We start from the raw sequence: 21,691 nt of genomic DNA on the forward strand, positions 1-21,691 counted from the left end.
TGGAGGAGAGCACATGGAAAAGACGATTCGCCTTACAGTCGCACAGGCACTCGTGAAGTTCCTCAACAACCAGTACATTGAATTCGATGGCAAGCAGAATCCGATGTTCGAGGGCATCTTCGGCATCTTCGGCCATGGCAACGTGGTCGGCATCGGACAGGCGCTTGAGCAGGATGCGGGAAATCTCATCATGCGCATGGGGCGCAACGAGCAGGGCATGGCGCACGCAGCAATGGGCTTTGCAAAGCAGAAGCGCCGCAAGCAGATCTACGCCTGCACCTCGTCCGTCGGCCCCGGCGCGCTCAACATGGTGACGGCGGCAGCAACGGCGACGGCGAATTGCATTCCCGTCCTCTTCCTGCCCGGCGATACCTATGCGGATCGCCAGCCGGATCCCGTGCTGCAGCAGATGGAGCAGCCGTCGAGCCTTTCCATCACGAGCAACGATGCCTTCAAGGCAGTCTGCAAATACTGGGATCGCGTGACGCGCCCCGAGATCCTCATGACGGCGTGCATCAACGCCATGCGCGTCCTCACCGATCCGGCAGAGACGGGTGCAGTCTGCATCGCGCTTCCGCAGGATGTCGAGGGTGAGGCGTATGACTACCCCGTGCATTTCTTCAAGAAGCGCGTCCATCGCATCGAGCGTCCTGCGCCCTCCCCGTATGCAATCGAGGAGGCGGTACAGCTCATCACGCGCAAGAAGAAGCCGATCATGATCTTCGGCGGCGGCGTGCGCTACTCCGAGGCGGAGGATACGTTCCGCGCATTCGCGGAGAAGTACGGCATCCCGTTCGGCGAGACGCAGGCGGGCAAGGGCACCATCGTCTGGGATCATCCGCTGAATCTCGGCGGCATCGGCGAGACGGGCAGCCTCGGTGCGAACCTCATCGGCGCGGATGCAGATCTCGTCATCGGCGTCGGTACGCGCTATACGGACTTTACGACCTCCTCGAAGTGGCTCTATCAGAATCCCGAGGTGGAGTATCTCAACATCAATATCTCGCGTTTCCATGCGTACAAGATGGACGCCGTGCAGGTCGTCGCGGATGCGCAGGAGGGGCTGAAGGCGCTCGATGCTGCGCTCGAAAAGACGGGCTGGAAGGTCAGCGCGGACTATGCGGCAGCCGTAAAGGATGCCAAGGCAAAGACGGATGCCGAAGTCGACCGCATCTATCATCTTGAGTACACGGGTGAGGACTTCGTGCCCGAGGTCAACGATGCGTTTGACTTCAAGAAGGCGAGCAAGGAGTTCATCGAACTGACGGGTTCGTCCCTCCTCCAGACGCGCGTGCTCGGTGTGCTCGATGAGACAATCGACAAGAACGCCATCGTCGTCTGCGCGGCGGGCAGCCTCCCGGGCGACCTGCAGCGTGCATGGCGCACGAAGGAAGTCGACGGCTACCATGTCGAGTACGGCTTCTCCTGCATGGGCTACGAGCTGAATGCCTCCCTCGGTGTCCGTCTCGCCGCACCCGACCGCGAGGTCTATGCACTCGTCGGCGATGCGGGCTACATGATGCTGAACTCCGAGCTTGCAACGGCGATTGCCGAGGGCATCAAGGTCAACATCATTCTCTTCGACAACATGACGAACGGCTGCATCAACAACCTTGAGATCGGGCATGGACAGGGCAGCTACGGTACGGAGCTCCGCTTCCGCAACCCGAAGACCGGCCAGCTCGACGGCGGATACGTTCCCGTGGACTTCGCGATGAACGCCGCGTCCTTTGGTCTGAGGACCTACAAGGCGAACACCGCTGAAGAGCTGAAAGCCGCGCTTGAGGATGCGAAGAAGCAGAACGTCTCGACGCTGATTGACTGCAAGGTGCTGCCGAAGTCCATGGTACACGGCTACGGCAACTGGTGGCGCGTCGGTGTTGCACAGGTCAGCACGATGGACGAGGTCAACCGCGTGCAGCGCGAGCGCATGATCCCGCATCTGGATGCGGCGCGGAAGTACTGAGAAAATTTAGCTTCCCCCGTGCGGCACGGGGGAAGCTGATATGAGAAGTTTTCATTCAGTCAATGATGGAGGTCAGAAACATGGCAAAGATTCGTTTGGGCATTGCCCCGATTGCGTGGACCAATGACGACATGCCGGATCTCGGCAAGGAGAACACCTTTGAGCAGTGCGTCAGCGAAATGGCGCTTGCAGGCTTCACGGGCTGCGAAGTCGGCGGCAAGTATCCGAAGGATACGGCTGTCCTCAAGAAGGCGCTCGAGCTGCGCGGCATGAGCATTGCCAGCGCGTGGTTCAGCTCCTTCCTCCTCACGCAGCCGTATGAGCAGGTGGAGAAGGACTTCATCGAGCACTGCGAGTTCCTCAAGACGATGGGCGCGGAGTTCTGCAACGTCGCCGAGCAGGGCAACAGCGTGCAGGGCAAGCTGGATGTCCCCGTTTTCGACGGCAAGCCCTACAACACGGAGGAGCAGTGGAAGACGCTCGCCGAGGGGCTGAACAAGCTCGGTGCGGTTGCGAAGAAGATCGGTCTTACGATGACCTATCATCATCACATGGGCACGGGCGTCCAGACCACGGAGGAGATCGACCGTCTCATGGAGATGACCGATCCCGCACTCGTCTGGCTGCTCTATGATACGGGACATCTCGTCTGCTCGGGCGAGGATCACATCGCCATCCTCAAGAAGTATATGCCGCGCATCCGCCACATCCACCTCAAGGATGTGCGCGCCGATGTCCTGAAGGAGGTCAAGGCGAAGAAGATGAGCTTCCTCGACGGCGTGCGCGCGGGCATGTTCACCGTGCCGGGCGACGGCTGCATTGACTTTGCGCCGATCTTTGACATCGTGAACGCCACGGACTACGACGGCTGGTTCATCGTCGAGGCAGAGCAGGATCCCGCAAAGGCAAATCCGCTTGAGTACGCCATCAAGGCGCGCAAGTACATCAAGGACAAGGCGCATATCTGATCCAATTAAGGAACTGTTGCATAAACGCCCCTATCGGCTCGCGATGCTCGCCACTTCCCCCGCCCGGCGGGGGAAGCTAATATGCCATAATCCCAAGCCTCCCCCGTGCGGCACGGGGGAGGGGGACCGCGCAAGCGGTGGAAGGGGCGCTTGTAGCGATATATCTGACATAAAGACAGGGGCTGCTCACGAAGTTTTCTACCTTCGTGCGACAGCTCCTTCTTTTATGAACGTATGAAAGGGGAAGTGGCATGGAACTCTCCATGATCTTCATCAGCCTCATCCTGCTCATGGTCTTTGCCTACCGCGGCTACTCCATCATCTTCATTGCGCCGCTCTTTGCCGTCGTCGCAGCGCTCGGCAGCGGGCACTCTCTCATGCCCGTCTACAGCGAGATCTATATGACCAAGGCGGCGGAGTACATTAAGACCTACTATCCCGTCTTCCTCCTCGGTGCGGTCTTTGCAAAGATCATGGAGCAGGGCGGGCTTGCTGCCGCCGTTGCGGATAAGATCGTCAAGACGCTCGGGCAGGACAAGGCGGTGCTCGCCGTGCTCATTGGCTGCGGCGTATTGACGTACGGCGGACTCTCTGTATTTGTGGTGGCGTTCGTCATGTATCCGTTTGCGGCGATCCTCTTTCGGCAGGTGGACATCCCGAAAAAGCTTCTGCCGGGGCTGCTCTGGATGGGCATCTTCACCTACAGTATGGTCGCCATCCCCGGCACGCCGCAGATCCAGAACATCATCCCGACATCGTTCTTCGGCACAACTACATGGTCGGGACCCATCCTCGGCATCATCGGCGCCGTCCTCTACTTCCTCATCGCGTGGGGGTGGATCAGCTATCGCCAGCGCACGCTCAATGCCAAGGGCGAGGGCTATGGACAGCACATCCTCAACGAGCCGGAGGAATCGACGGAGGCACTGCCCGACTGGCGGCTCTCGGCACTCCCGCTCGTCATGGTCATTGTCCTCAACCTCATCATCAGCAATCCGTTTCACTGGGCGTGGGCGTATTCGTGGGCGGCAGACAGCCTTGAGAGTCTGCTCCCGATGAAGCTCAGCCTCATGGCGAGCGGCATTGACAAGGTGCAGGCAATCTGGTCGATCAACGTCGCCCTCCTCCTCTCGACCGTCGCCGCCGCCATCATCGGGCGCAAACGCCTGAGCCTCAAGGGCGGGCTATCGAATCCTGTCAACACGGGCGCCGTCGGCTCGACAACGGCCGTCCTCAACGTCGCCTCGGGCTATGCGTATGGCTGCGTCATCGCCGCGCTGCCCGCATTTGCCATCATCAAAGAGGCGCTGCTTGGCTTCTCCATCGGTGACAGCCCGCTCATGAGCGCCATCATCACAACGAATATCATGACCGGCGTCACGGGATCGTCCTCGGGCGGCATGACCATCGCACTCGGTATGCTCGGGACGGAGTGGCTCGCGTGGGCACAGCAGGTCGGCATCAGCGCCGATGTGCTCCACCGCATCATCTGCCTCGCGTCGGAGTGCATCGATACAGGGCCGCAGTCGGGCGCACTCGTCACGCTGATGGCGGTCTGCGGGCTGACGCACAAGGAGTCCTACTATGACGTGATCGTCCTCACCCTGCTGAAATCCGCCGTCGTCTTTATCTGTCTCGGCATCTTCCTCGTGACGGGGCTTGCGTGAGACAGCGGACATTTTTCTTGTGCAGATGGTGAAAAGACGATAGAATGTATACCATAACAAGGAGGTGGCACGCATGAATCGTCAGAACTACAACCCGTTGAACGATTATCTCTTCAAATTTATTTTTGGAAGAGAGGAGCGTAAGCGTATCACGCTCAGCTTTCTCAATGCTGTTTTAGATCGCAAGGAAAGCAAAGAACTCACGGACATCACCTTTATTGACCGTGAATTTGATCCGCAGTTTGAGGAGGACAAGCTCTCGCAGCTCGACATATACGGCATAGCGAGCGACGGCAGTCAGATCAATATAGAGGTTCAGCTGATGAACCTCTACAATATGCAGAAGCGCACGCTCTACTACTGGGCGCGGATGTATCAGACCCTGCGCAAAGGGGAGGCCTATCAGCAACTCAGCCCGTCTATTACGATCAATCTGTTGAATTTTTCGTTGCTCCCGCAGAAAAGTCCGCACAATATGTATGGACTCTATGATATTGTGAGCGGACATCGGCTGACAGAGGATCTGGAAATACATTTTCTTGAAATTCCGAAGTTCAAGCTGAAATCGGTGAAGGAGATGAAGCGCCTCGAAAAGTGGCTTGCTTACTTTTCAAACAAACTGAATGAACGTGAAACGGAGGAACTGGCGATGAGCGAGGCAGCGATCAAAGAGGCGATACAGGCGGAGCACATCTTTATGCAGAGTGATGTGGAGCGGTGGCAGTACGAGCAGCGCGAAAAGGCGATGCGGGACTATCTCAGCGCGATGACCTCCTCGCGTGATGAGGGGCTGCAAGAAGGACGGCGCGAAGGAATCCTCGATATGGCACGTTCCCTCCTCGCGCTCAACGTTCCCGTGGATGTGATCGAGAAGTCGAGCGGCATGACGCGCGCGGAGATCCTGGCGCTGCAGCAGAGCGTTGGCGAGTAGGCGGTGCACACGGTTTTTCCTCCAAACGGGGTGGGCACGCTCGCGCGATATCGAAAGAAGTCCTCTGCGTGAGATAAGACGTTATCGCGACGAATGGGGCATGTTTGAAGCGGGAAAATTCAAAGAAAGGAACACATAGATGGACGACACAGCTGCAAAGCGCAGGATGTATCTCCTGCTCGCCCTCACGGCGGTGATCTGGGGCATTCAGCCGCTGTGCATCAAGTGGCTCGTTACGGAGTGGTCGCCCGTCACCATCTCCGCCATGCGCTACATCTTCATCTCTGCGGGGCTTATCGCCATCGCAGGGCGGCGCGGCGAAGCGCTCCTGCCGCCGCCCCATACCCTGCCAGCGCTCATCGCGATGGGCGTCACAGGCATCCTGATGAACGGCTGTATGCAGTTCACGGGGCTTCAGTACTCAACGGTGACGAACTGCACCCTGATCGCCGCCGCCTCGCCTGCCATCACAGCGTTCTTTGCTGCCGTCTTTCTGCGCGAGCGACTGAACGCAATCGCGTGGGGCGGCATCGCCGTCTCCTTCCTCGGTGCACTCGCCGTCGTCAGCCACGGCTCATGGCAGGTACTCGTCGGGCTTTCGTTCAACTACGGTGACATCCTCTTTCTACTCGCGCAGGTCGCATGGACGATGTACTCCATCCTCGCTGTGCGCGTCATGCAGTGCATCTCCGCCGCGCTTTGCACGGGATGGGCGGGCATCTTTGGGGCGCTTGCGACGATCCTCTACGGCGTCCTCACCGATGACTTTCATCCGACTGCGCTCTCCACGCCACTCCTTGCAGCGTTTCTCTACACCGTCGTCTTTGGCGGGGTCATGGCAATGCTCTTCTGGAACCTCGGCGTGCGCCGCGTCGGTCCCTCCGTTACCTCCATCTTTCAGAACGTCACCCCCGTCGTCGGCATGATCGGCGGTATGCTCCTCTTTGCCGAGCAGATCGGTATGCTCCAAATTCTTGGCGCAGCCGCCATCTTCGGCGGTGTGTATCTCACAACACACAGTAATTTTGCAGAGAAGTAATCCGCATCAAAAAGCAACAAATTTGAGTTTGCAATTCGCATAAAAACAAAAATTCAGAGAATAAGAAATCAGAACCTTGGTATAATGATCTCGTAATCAATACCTTGGTTCTGATTTCTTATTATTTGACAGAGGAGGCGAACAACTTCGATCTGCCGTGTTTTTAGGAGCAGCAAAGGAAGGTGCTGAAAATGCTCAAATGGTTTCTGACGAATCCGGACAAACCCCGTATTGAGGATCCGAATACCGTCAAGAAGATGTATCATTCTGCACGCGTGCAGGCCGTTACGGCAATGATCATCGGCTACGGTATGTACTATGTGATGCGCATGACGCTTGGCGTTGCGAAAAAGCCGATGATCGAGGCGGGCTTTACCCCGACCGAACTCGGTGCGATGGGCGCGGCGATGATGGTCGCCATCGCCATCGGAAAATGTGCGAATGGATTTATTGCCGACCACTGTAACATCAAGAAAATTGTTCCCATCGGACTTCTTGGTGCCGCAATCGTCAACGTCATCCTTGGCTTCAGTGATGCCTACTGGGTGTTCCTTGTCCTGTGGGGCGTCAACGGCGTGTTCCAGAGCATGGGCGCCGCCCCCTGTATCGTTTCCCTTGCCCAGTGGTTTTCTAAGAGCAAGCTGGCAACCTACTACGGCGTTTTCAGTATCGCGCACTACCTTGGTGAGGGTGCAACCTATCTCGGCACGGCGATGATCATTGTCGCATTCGGCTGGCACGCGGCATTCTTCCTGCCGGGCGTTGCCTGTATCGTACTTGCCTTCATCATGTACCGCTTTATGCGCGACCGTCCGGAGACATACGGACTCCCGTCCGCGAATGAATTCGAGGGTGAGGTTGCGCAGGAGAAGAAGGAGCAGACAGTTTCCACGAAGGAAGCCCAGCTCATGGTTATCCGCAACCCCTATGTGTGGCTGCTTGCTGTTGCAGCAATCTGTCTCGGTATTTCGCGTTACTCTATCAGCAGCTGGGGCGTTATCTTCCTGCAGGAGGCAAAGGGGCTGGATCTCGTTACGGCGGGCAGCATCATGTCACTCTCCCCGATTCTCGGTGGTGTCGGTTCATTCTTCTCGGGCATGATCTCCGATAAGTATTTCAAATCACGCCACTCGCTGACTACCATCGTCTTCGGTATCGTCATGCTTATCGGCATTGCCGGCGTCTGCTTCGTCCCTGCGGGATCGCTCGCACTCACAACGGCATTTATTTCCATCTTCGGCTTCGGTCTCGGCGTTATCCTCTGCTTCGTCGGCGGACTGCTCGCAGTTGACCTCTGCCCGCGCAAGGCGACGGGCGCGGCGATGGGCGTCATCGGACTCCTCGCCTATGGCGGTGCGGCGGCGCAGGATATCGTCAACGGACTCCTCATGGATCATGCAAAGGTCGTTGTGGACGGTGTGACCACCTATCATTTTGAAACCATCATGGCGTTCTGGATCGGCAGCGTTGCACTCATGACGCTTCTCGTTGTCCCGACCCTGTGGGCGAAGAAAGTCAAGGAAGAAGAGGAAGGGTAAGCCATGACGAGCGGAAGAATTTGCAACGGCCCGTACCTGCTTGCTCCCGGCACACGGCAGATCACTGTCGCGTGGGAGACGGAAGAGCCTGCAAGCTTCTACGTCACTTGCAGAGCCTCGGATGGTACGGAACTGCGCCGGGAGGCGGAGGCAGCGCGTGAGCCTTCCTGTCCCGAACATCCAGGTGGAGCGCTGATTTACACCGCAGTTTTGACGGCGCTGTCACCGGACACGGAGTATGCCTACGAGATTTGTTCCGGAGAGGAGCGCTGTGCAACGGCGTCGTTCCGCACACTGAAGGAGGCACCGAAGGCGCTTCATCTCATGACCATTTCGGATTCGCATCTCTTTCACGCATCGGAGGCATTCCGGCGCGCGGCAGAGCGCGAGCAGACCGAGTTCCTGCTGCATGCGGGGGACATCTCGTTTGGGACGGGCTATCAGCACGACCAGTATCCGAACAACTGGTTCGAGAAGATTCCGGAACTGCTTGCACGTATGCCTGTCTTCTATGCACACGGCAACCACGACGACGGACCCTTCTTCGATTCCTTTATCGGCGTCCCTCAGATGAAGGGACTGCACGGGATGGAGAGCGGGGAAGCCTTCTCTTTTGACTACGGCATGGCGCATTTCACCATCGTGGACAGCAATCCGTGGGGACTTCTCGAGATGAACGGCATCAACGCGGGCATCGCGGCAGATGCGCCTCTGCGCGCACGGATCGAGTCCATCCTCTCATGGATGGAGGCGGATCTCGTAAGCGAGAACGCGAAGCGGGCTGTGTGGCGCATCCTCGTCACACATCATCCCTATACGGATGCGTTCAACAACCGGTATGTTGTACCGATTGCGGAGCGGTGCGGCGTGGATCTCGTCCTCAGCGGGCATCTCCACTACTACATCAAATCCGTCTCGGCACAGCCGACCGTCGGGGCACGTACCGTCTATATCTGCCAGGGAAGCACGCAGGATCCTGCGGCGGGCTACGAGGAACTGGACGGCTCGAAGCGACTCCTCACCGAGTTCCCCGAATCCGTGGCGGTGGGCAACAACAACTACGGTATCCTCGATATCACAAAGGACGCCATCGACTACAAACTCTACGGCTTTTTGCCGGATGGCACGGAGCAGGAAATCGATGCCATCCATATCACCAAGGATGAACCGGACATCGTCTTTGCCGAAGTCCGTCTGCGTGCGCTCGATGAAAACGGGAACGTCGAGATCACGGGTACTGCCGAAAATGTCGGCACAGGGATTGCCGCCGCCGTCCTGCCCATCGCGGACAATGGCGCGGAGCATCTCATCAATATGTTCGGTACGGGCGCGGACACACAGCTCATCGTTCTGAATCCCGGTGAGAAGAGATCGTTTACCGCATACTACTGTGCGGATGCGGTGGGGGCACACAGCCTCCGTGCGGCAGGTGCCCAGCTCACGCTTGACACGCGTGAACCGCAGGCATTCTCATACGCGCATCTCTTCCTTCAGATTGGCGCAGGCGCGGATATCGACTGCCTCTTTGCACGCGCAGAGGTGACGAATCATCTGGATCGTGCCGCCGATGTCGAAATCCCTCTTGTGATGGACGGCACGACCGTCGCGGTTCAGCGCTTCCACTTTGCCGTGCATGAGCGGCGCTCCGTGACGTTCTGTCATCGCTTCGAGCGCGCCGGCACCTACTGGGTCGGCGTCGCCGATCTCCCACCGAAGGAAGTGACCATCGAAGGCGCCGTTCGCATCGTTCCGCGCATCCATGACAAGTCGGGCAAGGGGCACACGGCACTCCTCCATGGAACACCAAAGGTTCTGGAAAAGAACGGCCGCATGGAGGTTGCGCTTGCGGAATACGGCGACTATATCGAGATCCTGCCGCGCGCGGATCTTGCGACGCCCAACGGACTCACGGGCGTGGTGACGGCAGATATGTACCGCTTCGCACGCGCGGACGAGATGGGGCACAGCCCTCTCATGATCCGCGGCAAGTCCATCGGCTGGGGCGCAGGCTACGCACTGCGCATGGCAGTCGAGCGCAACGGTACGATCAAATGGGGCATCTGCCACGGTGTTGAGGAATACTTCTGGCAGGGCGGATCTGCCGAAGTCGATGTCCGCCACCAGTACGCCATGACCTTTGACAAGGAGCGCGGCGGCGCATCCTTCATCGACGGCGTCCGGCGCGGGCGCGTCGGGGGAATCAACCCTGCGAGCGAGCTGCGGCAGTGGGCGGATCAGCCGATCTTCGTCGGCTACTCCTACATCGGTCACGTCATTCCGGAGCTGGGCAAGCCCAAGTATTTTACCCATCTGCCCGCAAATGTCTCTGAGGTGCGCTTTTACACCGAGGGACTGACCGCAGAGGAGATGCGTGAGATATACGAACACCCCGATGAGACGGGGCCGCGCAGCGACGCGCTCGGCGTCTGGCTCGACTTCCGCCGGATCGAGAGCTCGGGGGCGCATACGACCGAGTGGCGGCATCCCGCCGTCTATGCCCCCGCATACCTTGCAGAAAAGATCTGCTGGGAGTTCCGGACACTCGAGGCGGAGGCACATATTCCCGCGCATGCGGCAATCCGCACCGTGGTTGAGGTCTCGGACGACGGCGTCTCCATCAAGGATCGGAAAGAAATTGTCCTTCAAGACGGCGGGAACAGCATCGATCTCACGGGGCTTGCCCCAGCGCAGTACCTGCGCGTCAAGACGGAGCTGACGGGAGAGGTCGGTGCCGCAGGTACCTTCATCCCTGAGATCTGTTCCTATGAAATCGCTGCCGCACATGGGAACCTGCGTGCCGATCTTGTCTGGTCGACACGTGCCCAGTGGGAGCGCGGCACATTCACCGGTGCGGCGGACTTCCCACCCGTCGATCGTCTGCGCGACTACCCCGAATACACGGACATTATTCATGGTTAGGGAATCGCTGATGCAATGAAGCGCATCAGACTGATGCTGGGTTTATCAATGCGTCCCTCGTGCCCTTACGTAAAAAGCCGCTGCATGAAATCGTTTTGATTTCATGCAGCGGCTTTTCTATGTGCGCCACATCTTTCGATATTTTCCCGGCGTTGTGCCGACGAGGTTTTTGAATACGGATTGAAAGTAATTGGAGTTGTTGTATCCGCATTCCATCGCGACTGCAGTGATGCTCAGATTTGTCGTCAGCAGCAGGTTTTGTGCCTCGTCGATGCGGCGGCGGATGATGTAGGACATGGGGGAGACCCCCATCAGATCCTTGAATGTATGTGAGAGGTAATAGGGGTTGATGTGGAGGGCGGAGGCGATATCGGTGAGCTTCAAATCCTCCAGATAATGCGCATCGATGTATTCCTTGATGCGTGCGCCAATGCCGTGCAGAGCGTTTTCGTCGGGGTGGGTTCTGCGTTCGTCAAGGAGGGCAATGAGCATGAGGACGAGTGCCCGTGCGAGATGCGCCCCCGCCTCTGAGCGATAATGGTGCTCCTCCTCCAAGGCAAGCAATTTGATGCTCTGCAGAAGAGTGAAGAGCATTCTCTTGGCTGAGGCGGTGTTCAGTGCAATCAGGACAGGGGCTTCTTCCGGAACAAGCTGTGCCGCAGGCAATCCACGCAGGTGAATGTTCCCCATGCGGATGATGAGAGCATTCAGGTTCTTCCTGTTCTTGAAACGGTGAAGAATACCGCTCCCGATCAGCACGAGGCTGTCCTTTCGCAGGGGGTGGACAGTGTCATCCCCTGCGATGAGACGGCATGTGCCCTTTTCGATGAGAACGACTTCGACGATTCCATAATGAACGTTTTGTGTGTCCGCATCATCCGCATCTGTGAGATTCCCGACGGACTCCAGATAGGGGGAACTGCCGACCTCAAAGGAGGATTGGTCAGGGACGCCAAATGGAAAGGAGGACATAAGAAAACCCCTTCTGAAAATTCGCTCATAGAAGAATGCAAAAAACAAGATAAAATAGTTTTATCCTGCAACGGAACAAAAAAATGGAGAATACGCCGTTTGCATTCTTATATAATAATATTCAGAAAGGTGCCTAAATAATGGAGTGATGGATTTTTCCTGCCAAAGAAATACATCATATTATCATTATACAGGCACCTGAAGATAAAATCCAGTCTTTGCACATGAAGGAGGTACGAAAATTATGAAAAAATTCTTAGCGAAGTATGGATTTTCGGAGGCGGCATTTTTTCAACTGATCCTCATCACGATCAACGCACAGCTGATCTATGCGTTCTGGGATATCCGCAATAGTGTGCCGGGCGGATTTCCCGCCGCACTCGGCGTGACGGATCAGGAGGCCGGCTATCTGTATTCGATGCAGGGGCTGGTCATCCTGCTGGGTACCATCGCACTCGGTTGGGTCGGAGACCGCTTTTCCATTCGTGCAATCATGATGCTGTCCACCATTGGCGTCGGTGGGATTTCTATGTTTCTGACATTAAATTCGCCGGGGCTGAGTATGCCGGTGCTGCTCACGTGCTTCTTCTCGATGCTGTTCTTCAGTGAGGTTCTGTTCAAACCGGCGAACTTCAAGGCACTGCGGCTTTCAACGACAAAGGATCATCAGGGGGCGGCTTTCGGCCTCTTCGAGTTCGGGCGCGGTGTTCTGGCCTTTCTCGTCTCGATGCTCTGGACGGCGATGCTCTACTTTGAGGCGGGGCCGCACACGATGATGGCGACTGCTTGTGCTATTATCATCATTGCAGGAATTGCGGTCTTCTTTGCCGTACCCAAGGGCGCAAAGGTGGGCGATGATGATACGCAGACAAAGACGAATGCGGAGGCAATCAAGGGGATTGCGAAGGTGGCTCGTCTGCCCGTCGTCTGGATTGCGGGTATCAATGTCTTCTGCATCTATGGTGCATTCGTTGCGGCGGGGACGTATTTTGCGCGCTTCCTGCAGGGCGGCTATGGCACGAGCGCCGTTGCGGCAGCGGTTTTTGCAACCGTTGTCATCGGGCTGCGCATGCTGCCCCTTGTATCGACAGTTCTCGTGGAGAAGGTGTTTCCGTCGACTGCGCATTTCATGCGTACGATGGAGTGTGTTCTCGTCCTGCTGTTGGCGGTAATTGGCGGGATTTTCTTCTTTAACCATCCCGATGTCACACTGTATGCTGCGGGCTATGCCCCCGGCGAGACGCCGGACGGTCTGATCTCCTCCTCTACGTTCTACCTCCTCCTCGTCCTCCTGCTTGCTGCATCGGCTTGCGTATTCATGGTGCGCGGCGTTTACTATGCGCCCATCGGTGAGGCAAATGTGCCGAAAAAGCATTCCTCTGCTGCGATGTCGTTCGCGATTACCATTGGATATTTGCCGGCGCTGATCGCACCGATTGTATTGGGCGGACTGGTGCGCTCGCCGGAGAAGGATGCGGCGGGGCAGATTGTGCGCTCCTACCTGACGGATACTCATGTCCTCGCGATGGCGTTTTGGGGACTTGCCGCGCTGGCTCTCGTTGCCGTCGTTATGTCCCACCTCCTGATTCGTCTGCGGGAGAACCAGTCGGATCAGGAACATGAGGAGGCATGACGATGCGTGCGGTTGAAAGTGCGGCGTGGATGTCATGCTGCAGTCCAGAGACGCTGATCACGCGGCTCCTTCTGCCGGGGACGCATGATACGATGACGGCAGCCTGCCCCGAGCGATACTACCATACACAGACCATGGCGCTGGAGGAACAGCTGACGGCGGGTGTCCGCTTTCTCGATCTGCGTCTGCGGCGGGAGATGAAGGCGGCGCACCGCGAGTGGATCAGCGATATTGACGCCGATCAGATCTTTTCGGCCTGTGCGGCGTTTCTGACGCAGTACCCGACAGAGATGCTGCTCGTGCGCATACAGAATGCCAATGAGAAAAAGGATGACTATGAGGCGTATGGGGCAGCCCTGAAAGAAAAAATTGAAAAATGGTCGGAACTGTTTTATCATTGGGAGGAAGGGCAGCCCGCATGGATGACGCTGCGGGAATGTGCCGGCAAGATCGTAGCCATTGAATGCTCTCCGCCCGCCATGCACTTTGGTCGGATCCATGCGCGCAAATGGGCGGAAAACTGGCATGACAATGCAGCCATCTCCCTTCAGGATCTGTGGGACGGACCAACCATTGCGGAAAAGCAGGAGGCTATTCGTGCGCAGATGGAGGCATCATGCTGTCTGCCGCATACCGTTCTCTCGTTGAGTCACATCAGTGCGACGAACGGGGCACCGGGCTTTCCCGACGCGTTTGCAGATGTGTTGAACCCATACAGCCTTGCACTTATGGGCGAATACCCGAAGGCGCGCGGCGTTTTGATCTATGATTTCATCACGCCCGAGATTTGCAGGGAGGTCTTTGAAAAGAATCACATGGAAGGATAGAAACGATGACAAGAAAAAGGCGGCTCCTCAATGGTCCCTATTTGCTCAGCCTCACAGATCATGCCGTTACGATTGCATGGGAGATGGCGGAGAAGTCGGATGCTGCCGTACACTGCGGGGAGGGCACAGGCTTCCATCAGGTCACAGCGAAGCGGCAGCGTGTAGGCAAGGAGCTGGACGTATGGCTCTATACCGCACGCCTGACACAGTTGACAGAGGCGACTGCGTATCGCTATGCTGTCTGCGTCGGAGAGGAGCGACTTTGCGAAGGAGCGTTTCGAACACTTGCGGCTGCCCCGGAGCAGCTGCATCTCGTGACGATATCGGATACGCAGCTCTTTCACCTCAGTGAACATTTCGCCGCAATGGCCGCAGAGGAGCGGCCGGATTTCATCCTGCATTGCGGGGACATTTCATTCGGGACGGGATATGAGCACGATCAGTACGAGGCGAACTGGTTCCGGCGCATCCCCGAGATTCTGGCGTCTACCCCCGTGTTCTATGCGAAGGGCAATCACGATGATGGTCCGTTCTTTGAGACGCTGTTTACAGAGCCGCAGGCAAAGTCTCTGAATGCTGCACCGGATGGGCACAGCTTTTCCATGGACTACGGCATTGCGCATATTGTCATGGTGGACAGCACTCCGTGGGGACTCTTTGAGATGAATGCGGAGAATGCCGGCTGCACGTTGGATGCAGAAAACCGGCAGCGCATACAGGAGACGCTCGCATGGGTGGAGTCCGATCTGATGAGTGCAACGGCGCAGGCAGCGCAGTGGCGCATCCTCATGATGCACCATCCCTATACGGATGTATTCAACAACCGCCACATTGTCCCCCTTGCCGAAAAGTGCCGCGTCGATCTCGTCGTGGGCGGGCATCTCCACCGCTATGTCAAGGCGGTGTCGGTCAATCCGGAGATTGGGGCGCGAACGGTCTACGTCATGCAGGGCAGTCTGCAGAATCCGGCTGAGGGCTGCGACAAGGGGCTGCCGGAACGCCGCCTCCTCGAGGAGTTCCCTGAGGTTGTTGCCATGGGCAGAAACAACTATGGCATTTTGGACATCTCGGCGGATGCGCTGGACTATCGCTTCTATGGATTTCGTCCCGACGGTACGCGGATTCTTGTCGATACCGTTCGCATGGAGCACGGTGAGCCACAGCTCGCCTTTGAGAACATTCATCTGCGCCGCCTCGACAACAATGGACATATCGAGATTCAGGCGGATGTATCAAATGTCGGGACGGTGCTTGCTGCCGTCGTCATGAAACTCTCGGACAACGGCTGCAAAAAAAAGCTGAATCTCTTTGGTGAGCCTCGTCAGAGTCGCGTCGTGCTCCTTGAACCCGGGGAACAGCAGGCGGTGTCTGCCGTCTATCAGGCGCGGACGCCGGGCGTGCACCGCATTGAATGCGGCGGTGTGCAGGAAGAGATCTTTGTCTTTGAGCCGAAGGAACTCTCCTTCTCCCACATGCACATTGCTCCGCTGCAGGCGGATAAGGCAGACTGTATCTATGCGACCATCGAGGCGGTCAACAATCTCGACCGTGAGATCTATACGACCGTTCCCCTTTACGTCGATCAGCGCATTGCAGCTACGCAGAGCAGTTTCTTCCGTGCACGCGAGCGGCGGCTTTTGAGCTTCTGTCATGCCTTCCGTCGGGGCGGCACCTATCAGGTCAGTATTGCGGATCAGCTGCCCGAGGAGATCTGCGTCGAGGGCAGTATCCGCGTGATCCCGCGCGTATTGGATAAGTCCGGGAGCGGACACTATGCGCTGCTGCAAGGATCGCCCAAAGTTGTGGAGATCGACGGGCAGCGCGAAGTACACTTGGAATCCTATGGAGACTATATCGAGATTCCACCGTCGCCGGGACTTGTCGCCCCGCAGGGCTTTACCGGCATGGTTAGGGCTGCCGTCGACCGACTCGCCAACGAAGATGAGATGGGGCATAACCCCTTGATGATGCGTGGTATTTCCGTCGGATGGGGCGCGGCGTACACGTTGCGCATGGTCGTTGATCGTAGCGGCAATCTCAAATGGGGAACGTGCTACGACGTGACCGAGTATCAGTGGCAGGGCGGTGCGGCAAGAGTAGGCACGTGGGCGGACTATGCCATCTCGTTCGATAAGCGGCGTGGCGGTACGTCCTACTGCGACGGGCAGGCGGTGGCGCATGTGCCGGGCATTCCTGCGAAAGCGGAGATTCGCCAGTGGGAGAATCAGCCGATCTTCATCGGGTATTCCCATATCGGTCACGTGATTCCGGAGCTGGGCAAGCCCAAGTATTTCACGCATCTTCCGGGGCGCATCGGAGGGGTGCGCTTCTACCGTAAGGGTCTGACGGGGGAGGCTGTGCGCGCCGTGCTTGCCGCACCCGAAGAAGCGGGAGCGGATCGAGGGCAGCTCGCCGTATGGCTCGATTTCCGTCACATTCTGACGGTCGGTACCCATACGACGGAGTGGCGCCATCCTGCGATCTACGATCCGGCGTTCAAGGCACAGAAGAAATATTGGCGCTTCCGTCAGCTCCGCGCCAAGACGAAGCTGCCCCCGCAGGTGACGCTTCGGGCGAATGTAGAGGTATCGGATGATAAAATCTCCGTGAAGGCGCACATGAAAATCGTGCTGAAGGACGGCACGAACTACATCGAATTATCGCAGCTGCCGGAAGCGCAGTACCTGCGCATTGTCACGGACTTCTCGGCAACCGTTGGGGAGCAGGGGACATTCGTGCCCGTGCTCTACGAGTATCAGATTACGGCAGAGAATGAGGTCGATTTCGCGGATATGCTGTGGGCGACGCGCCCCGACTGGGAGCGCGGCACATTCTCCGGCGCAGTGGGGTTTGCACCCGTCGACCGCCTGCGTGACTATCCGGCATATACGGATATCATTCACGGGTAGAAAAACGATTCCAAAGAGGCTGCTGCATGAAGCTTTGGCTTCATACAGCAGCCTTTTTTGGTGCATATTCTTATCATGGGAGGCACAATATTACCGGAATTGTTCAAAAACTCCATAAAAGTGTTTTCCTATTTTAGCGCGAAAGCAATATATTATAGTTTTGAATCGAAAAATTTCAGAGATTTTTCATAAAACTTGTGATTGCCCGTGTTTTATATGGACTTTTGCGCGGTATCGCAGATTTTGCTTTCTGCCATGGAAAGCAAGATTTTATAGAATACAAAACACAAAAAAATATAAAATAGATACACATGAAATGATAAAGATGTTATAAAAAGCTAACTATTCCTGTGCGGAGGTGATGAGGGCGGGGAAGTTCGGAGTATTTCAAATATCTCGTTTTGTGGATGGTAAGGAGGAAAAGTGATGAGTAATACTCAGATGGCTGCGGCCGCCGGCGGTAAGCTGCCGTGGATGACACGTATCGCTTACGGTCTCGGCGACACTGCTCAGAACGTCGTATGGGGTGCAATGGGCATTCTGACGTTCTTCTACACGGACTACGCTGGGATTGACCCCGCGATGGTCGGTATGGTCATGTTGATTTCGCGCTGCTTTGACGGTGTGTCCGACGTTATCATGGGATTTATCGTCGAGAAGACGAACTCCAAATGGGGGAAATCTCGCCCTTGGATTCTCTGGGGAAGCATACCGTTCGCGATTTCTATCGTACTTATTTATACGGTACCACAAGGCTCGTCGGCGATGCAGTTCGCCTATCTGTTTGTTACCTACAACTTCTGTACGACGGTCTGCTACACAGCGTTGAATCTGCCGTATGGCTCGCTGTCGGCGATGATGACGCGCTCCTCACGTGAGCGCGATATGCTCTCAATCACGCGTATGTGCCTCTCCCCGTGGGGGCGTATCCTCTCGGTCTCGGCGACGCTCCCGCTCGTCAAGGTCTTTGGCGACACGCAGATGGCATGGGTTCAGGTCATGAGCATCTGGGCGGTTGTCGGACTCGGACTCCTGCTCTTCTGTTTCTCACGCTGCAAAGAGACGGTTGTCATCGAAGCGCGTGAAAAGGTCGCAAAGATTCCCGTCGGGAAGGCACTCAAATGTCTCGCTGTCAACCCTTACTTCTGGGCGGGCATGACGGTCTGGATGATGCAGAACGTCATCTTCACCATCACGGGCACGATTCTCCCGTATTACTGCAAGTATATCTTTGCCGATGATACGATCTACGGCAGCCTCTATCTCATGGAGACACTCATTACAATCTTTGTCATGGCAGTCTTCAGCCCGCGTCTGCTGCAAAAGTTCGGCAAACGCAATATGTCCCTCGCAGGCGTTGTGCTCTGTTTCGTCGGTCATGCGATCTTCTTGATCAATCCGACGGATCTCAACTGGGTTATCTTTAGCTGCGTCATTCGCGGCATTGGATTCGCTCCGGTGCAGTCCGTTATCTTCGGCTTCCTTGGCGATGCGGTTGAGTATGGACAGTGGAAGACGCATGTGCGTCAGGAAGGTCTCATCTTCTCCGGCGGCTCGGTCGGTACGAAGGTCGGTTCGGGTCTCACGAGTGCATTCCTCACGGGTCTGCTCTCCTATGCAGGTTATGTTGCGTCGTCCTCCGGCTCCATCATGCAGAGCCAGCAGGTTATTGACATGATCGTCAGCATCTATATGTGGGGACCGATCTTTGTCTGGGCTGTCCTTGTTGTGCTTCTCTACTTCTATCAGTTGGACAAGAAGTATCCAGAGATCATGCGTGAACTCGTTGCACGCGAAGCGCGCGGCGAGATGTAAGCATCTGAGGGCATTTTGCCCTCAGGTATGAAAGGAGAGAAATGATGGATCAGAAAACACTTATCACGATCACGCGTCAGTACGGCAGCGGTGGACGTGAGGTTGCGGAGTTGGTTGCCAAAAAGATGGGCGTGCGCCGCTATGACCGCAAGATCGTCGCGATGGCGGCGGAAAAACTCGGAACAGCGGATGACTTTCACGCGGTTCTTGAAAGCTCTTACAATGCACCGGGCACGGGATTCGGCGATCTGGGCGACTATGCCTATGACCGTATGCCGCAGCACAACCGCATGTACATCGAGCAGGCAAAGACGATCCTGAAGATTGCTGAGACGGAGAGCGCTGTTTTCCTCGGACGCTGTGCCGACTACATTCTGAAGGACAATCCGAATGCGTTCTCGTTCTTCATCTATGCGGATGAGGCGTATCGCAAGGAACGTTCCAAGACGCATTACGGCGAGCGCACACTCAAGGAACTGGATGCAGAGGACGCGATCCGCAAGCAGTACTATGCCTACTACACGGGGCAGACATGGGGCGCGCCGGAGAACTATGATCTCCTCATCAATACGAGCCAGCTCTCACTGGAAGCAGCGGCAGAGCTTATCCTGAGCTATGTTGAGCTGCGTCGTCGCGGAAAATAATAGAAGCAGCTGGGCTGCATTACGAGAAAATAAAAATCTCGTAATGCAGCCTCTTTTTTATTTTTTTTGGGACTTGTCAATCTTTTTGAAGTATGTATAATAATGCTTGGTTATCTTATTATTATGTTTGTAGTCTTTAATGAGCTTGTCATGATAAGCTTTAGACTACAAAAATTCCATGGGGGGAATAGCAATGATTCCAATTCTTTCATTCCTCGTGATCGTCGCTGGCATCTGGATTTTTGCATGGTATCGGACGAGGAACATCAACAAGGAGAATACCGATGGGTATTTCTTCAGCGGTCGCAGTCTCGGTGGGCTTGTCATCGCGGGCACAATGCTCATGGCAAATCTCTCGACGGAGCAGATTGTCGGGCAGAGCGGGCTTGCGTATGCGGTTGGCATGGAGGTTATGGCGTGGGAGATCATCGCCTGTTTCTCGATTCTGACGCTTGCCTTTGTCTTCCTGCCGAACTATCTGCGGCACGGTGTCTCGACGATTCCGGAATTCCTCGCGCTGCGCTACGACAATCAGTTTCGGCTTGTCATCTCGTTCCTGATTCAGACGAGCTATGCCTTTATCCTCCTGCCCGGCATTCTCTACTCAGGTGCGCTCGTGTTCAATCAGCTGTTCAGTGTGAGCGAGCTGCTCGGCATCTCGCAGTATGAGGGCATCATGGTGACGGCGGCGATCGTCGGCATTGTGGGACTCGCCTATCTCCTCATGGGCGGCATGGGCATCAGTGCGGTGAGTGACAGCGTCTATGGCGTGGGGCTCCTCGTCGGCGGCATCAGCATTCCGTTCATCGGACTCTATATGCTCGGCGACGGCAGCATCGTCGATGGGTTCTCGCGCATGGCTGCGGCAGCACCGGAGAAGCTGAATGCCATCGGAGCGATTGACTCAAAGGCGGTGCCGTGGCCGACACTGCTGCTTGGGCTGCTCTTTAACACGATGTTCTACTGGAACACGAACCAGTTCATCGTACAGAAGACCATTGCGGGGCGCAATCTTGCCGAGGGGCAGAAGGGCGTTTTGACGCTTGCGATTTTCAAACTCTTTGGGCCGCTCTTCCTCGTTTTGCCCGGCATCATCGCCTTCGTCATGTTCGACGGCTCGCTGCCCCTGCCGGATGCCGCCTATCCGACGCTCGTGAAGGCGATTTTGCCGCCGTGGATGTACGGCATCTTCGGTGCAATTATCTTCGGTGCGATTCTCAGTACGTATGTCGCCGCACTCAACAGCGCCGCGACGCTCTTCTCGCTCGACTTTTACAAGGGGATCTTCCGCAAGGATGCCTCTGAGCGGAGTGTTGTGCGCGTGGGCAGGATCACGAACATCGTCATTGCCCTCGTCTCCATCGGTCTTGCACCGCTCCTCATCAACGCGCCGACGGGGCTGTATAACTTCCTCCAGGAGTACGTGGGCTTCTACAATATCCCGCTCATCGTCATCATCCTGTTTGGCTTCTTCAACAAGAGCGTCTCGGCGGTGGGGGCGAAGATCTGCTTCACCTTCCACATCGTCGTCTACATCATCGCGAAGTTCCTCTTCGGCGATCTGAACTTCCTCTACATCCACAGTGTACTATTCTTCCTCGACATCCTCGTCATGTGGGGATCGACGAAGTTCGCACCGCTCGCGGGCGGCTATTCGTTCACGCCGAATGCGAACAAGGTCGATCTCACGCCGTGGAAGTATCGTAAGTACGTTGCCGTCGTCGTAGTCCTCGGTATCTTCACCGTCTATGCGATCTTCTCCCCGCTTGGGATTGGGCGGTAAAGCGTAGATTTCATATTGTGCAAAAAGCTGCTCCGACCTTCTGGAGCGGCTTTTTCGTTTGTCATCGAAAAATATATGTG

At 56.5% G+C, this 21,691-nt stretch carries 14 protein-coding genes; 13 read left to right on the forward strand and 1 reads right to left on the reverse strand.

What is annotated here, in order from left to right:
• Positions 1–13 precede the first annotated feature (13 nt).
• From iolD to C8273_RS02555, 7 genes are all read left to right on the forward strand, one after another.
• On the forward strand, positions 14–1,966 hold the full coding sequence (gene iolD, locus C8273_RS02525) for a 3D-(3,5/4)-trihydroxycyclohexane-1,2-dione acylhydrolase (decyclizing) (protein WP_106626245.1): 1,953 nt from the start codon (positions 14–16) through the stop codon (positions 1,964–1,966).
• 80 nt (positions 1,967–2,046) lie between these two features.
• A complete protein-coding gene (gene iolE, locus C8273_RS02530; protein ID WP_106626246.1) occupies positions 2,047–2,934 on the forward strand; it encodes a myo-inosose-2 dehydratase in 888 nt (295 codons plus the stop codon).
• Between the two features lie 251 nt (positions 2,935–3,185).
• Positions 3,186–4,601 carry a GntP family permease gene (locus C8273_RS02535; protein ID WP_106626247.1) on the forward strand — a complete coding sequence of 472 codons (1,416 nt, stop codon included), beginning with the start codon at positions 3,186–3,188 and terminating at the stop codon, positions 4,599–4,601.
• Between the two features lie 73 nt (positions 4,602–4,674).
• Positions 4,675–5,532 (forward strand): Rpn family recombination-promoting nuclease/putative transposase, encoded by an 858-nt coding sequence (locus tag C8273_RS02540; protein WP_106626248.1) that lies wholly within the window; start codon positions 4,675–4,677, stop codon positions 5,530–5,532.
• 139 nt (positions 5,533–5,671) lie between these two features.
• A complete protein-coding gene (locus tag C8273_RS02545; RefSeq protein WP_106626249.1) occupies positions 5,672–6,571 on the forward strand; it encodes a DMT family transporter in 900 nt (299 codons plus the stop codon).
• Positions 6,572–6,762: 191 nt separating this feature from the next.
• Positions 6,763–8,109 (forward strand): MFS transporter, encoded by a 1,347-nt coding sequence (locus C8273_RS02550; RefSeq protein ID WP_106626250.1) that lies wholly within the window; start codon positions 6,763–6,765, stop codon positions 8,107–8,109.
• 3 nt (positions 8,110–8,112) lie between these two features.
• On the forward strand, positions 8,113–11,028 hold the full coding sequence (locus tag C8273_RS02555; protein ID WP_106626251.1) for a purple acid phosphatase family protein: 2,916 nt from the start codon (positions 8,113–8,115) through the stop codon (positions 11,026–11,028).
• A gap of 117 nt (positions 11,029–11,145) precedes the next feature.
• Here C8273_RS02555 and C8273_RS02560 read toward each other — a convergent pair whose 3' ends face one another.
• Positions 11,146–12,000, reverse strand: a complete 855-nt coding sequence (locus tag C8273_RS02560) for a helix-turn-helix transcriptional regulator (protein ID WP_106626252.1) — start codon at positions 11,998–12,000, stop codon at positions 11,146–11,148.
• A gap of 244 nt (positions 12,001–12,244) precedes the next feature.
• Between C8273_RS02560 and C8273_RS02565 the strand changes: the two genes are divergently transcribed.
• The 6 genes from C8273_RS02565 (at position 12,245) to C8273_RS02590 (ending at position 21,611) form a co-directional block, all read left to right on the forward strand.
• Positions 12,245–13,633, forward strand: coding sequence for an MFS transporter (locus C8273_RS02565; protein WP_106626253.1), 1,389 nt, complete (start codon positions 12,245–12,247; stop codon positions 13,631–13,633).
• A gap of 2 nt (positions 13,634–13,635) precedes the next feature.
• Complete coding sequence (locus C8273_RS02570) at positions 13,636–14,460, forward strand: PI-PLC domain-containing protein (protein ID WP_199820985.1); 825 nt, start codon at positions 13,636–13,638, stop codon at positions 14,458–14,460.
• Between the two features lie 5 nt (positions 14,461–14,465).
• A complete protein-coding gene (locus C8273_RS02575; protein ID WP_106626255.1) occupies positions 14,466–17,369 on the forward strand; it encodes a metallophosphoesterase in 2,904 nt (967 codons plus the stop codon).
• Positions 17,370–17,795: 426 nt separating this feature from the next.
• Complete coding sequence (locus tag C8273_RS02580) at positions 17,796–19,184, forward strand: MFS transporter (protein ID WP_106626256.1); 1,389 nt, start codon at positions 17,796–17,798, stop codon at positions 19,182–19,184.
• Between the two features lie 44 nt (positions 19,185–19,228).
• Positions 19,229–19,828: a cytidylate kinase-like family protein gene (locus C8273_RS02585; protein ID WP_106626257.1), complete on the forward strand. Its 600-nt coding sequence runs from the start codon at positions 19,229–19,231 to the stop codon at positions 19,826–19,828.
• Positions 19,829–20,021: 193 nt separating this feature from the next.
• Entirely contained in the window at positions 20,022–21,611 is a 1,590-nt protein-coding gene (locus tag C8273_RS02590; RefSeq protein WP_106626258.1) for a solute:sodium symporter family transporter, read from the forward strand.
• Positions 21,612–21,691: the final 80 nt, after the last annotated feature.

It is taken from the genome of Candidatus Centipeda massiliensis, assembly GCF_900290285.1.
Lineage (GTDB): Bacteria > Bacillota > Negativicutes > Selenomonadales > Selenomonadaceae > Centipeda > Centipeda massiliensis.

Bases quoted from the DNA above. Each gene is read 5' to 3' on its own strand.
- C8273_RS02585 (WP_106626257.1), top strand. From the start codon at position 19,229: ATGGATCAGAAAACACTTATCACGATCACGCGTCAGTACGGCAGCGGT.
- C8273_RS02580 (WP_106626256.1), top strand. From the start codon at position 17,796: ATGAGTAATACTCAGATGGCTGCGGCCGCCGGCGGTAAGCTGCCGTGG.
- C8273_RS02555 (WP_106626251.1), top strand. From the start codon at position 8,113: ATGACGAGCGGAAGAATTTGCAACGGCCCGTACCTGCTTGCTCCCGGC.
- C8273_RS02590 (WP_106626258.1), top strand. From the start codon at position 20,022: ATGATTCCAATTCTTTCATTCCTCGTGATCGTCGCTGGCATCTGGATT.
- C8273_RS02540 (WP_106626248.1), top strand. From the start codon at position 4,675: ATGAATCGTCAGAACTACAACCCGTTGAACGATTATCTCTTCAAATTT.
- C8273_RS02560 (WP_106626252.1), bottom strand. From the start codon at position 12,000: ATGTCCTCCTTTCCATTTGGCGTCCCTGACCAATCCTCCTTTGAGGTC.
- C8273_RS02545 (WP_106626249.1), top strand. From the start codon at position 5,672: ATGGACGACACAGCTGCAAAGCGCAGGATGTATCTCCTGCTCGCCCTC.
- C8273_RS02575 (WP_106626255.1), top strand. From the start codon at position 14,466: ATGACAAGAAAAAGGCGGCTCCTCAATGGTCCCTATTTGCTCAGCCTC.
- C8273_RS02550 (WP_106626250.1), top strand. From the start codon at position 6,763: ATGCTCAAATGGTTTCTGACGAATCCGGACAAACCCCGTATTGAGGAT.
- C8273_RS02535 (WP_106626247.1), top strand. From the start codon at position 3,186: ATGGAACTCTCCATGATCTTCATCAGCCTCATCCTGCTCATGGTCTTT.
- iolE (WP_106626246.1), top strand. From the start codon at position 2,047: ATGGCAAAGATTCGTTTGGGCATTGCCCCGATTGCGTGGACCAATGAC.
- C8273_RS02565 (WP_106626253.1), top strand. From the start codon at position 12,245: ATGAAAAAATTCTTAGCGAAGTATGGATTTTCGGAGGCGGCATTTTTT.
- iolD (WP_106626245.1), top strand. From the start codon at position 14: ATGGAAAAGACGATTCGCCTTACAGTCGCACAGGCACTCGTGAAGTTC.
- C8273_RS02570 (WP_199820985.1), top strand. From the start codon at position 13,636: ATGCGTGCGGTTGAAAGTGCGGCGTGGATGTCATGCTGCAGTCCAGAG.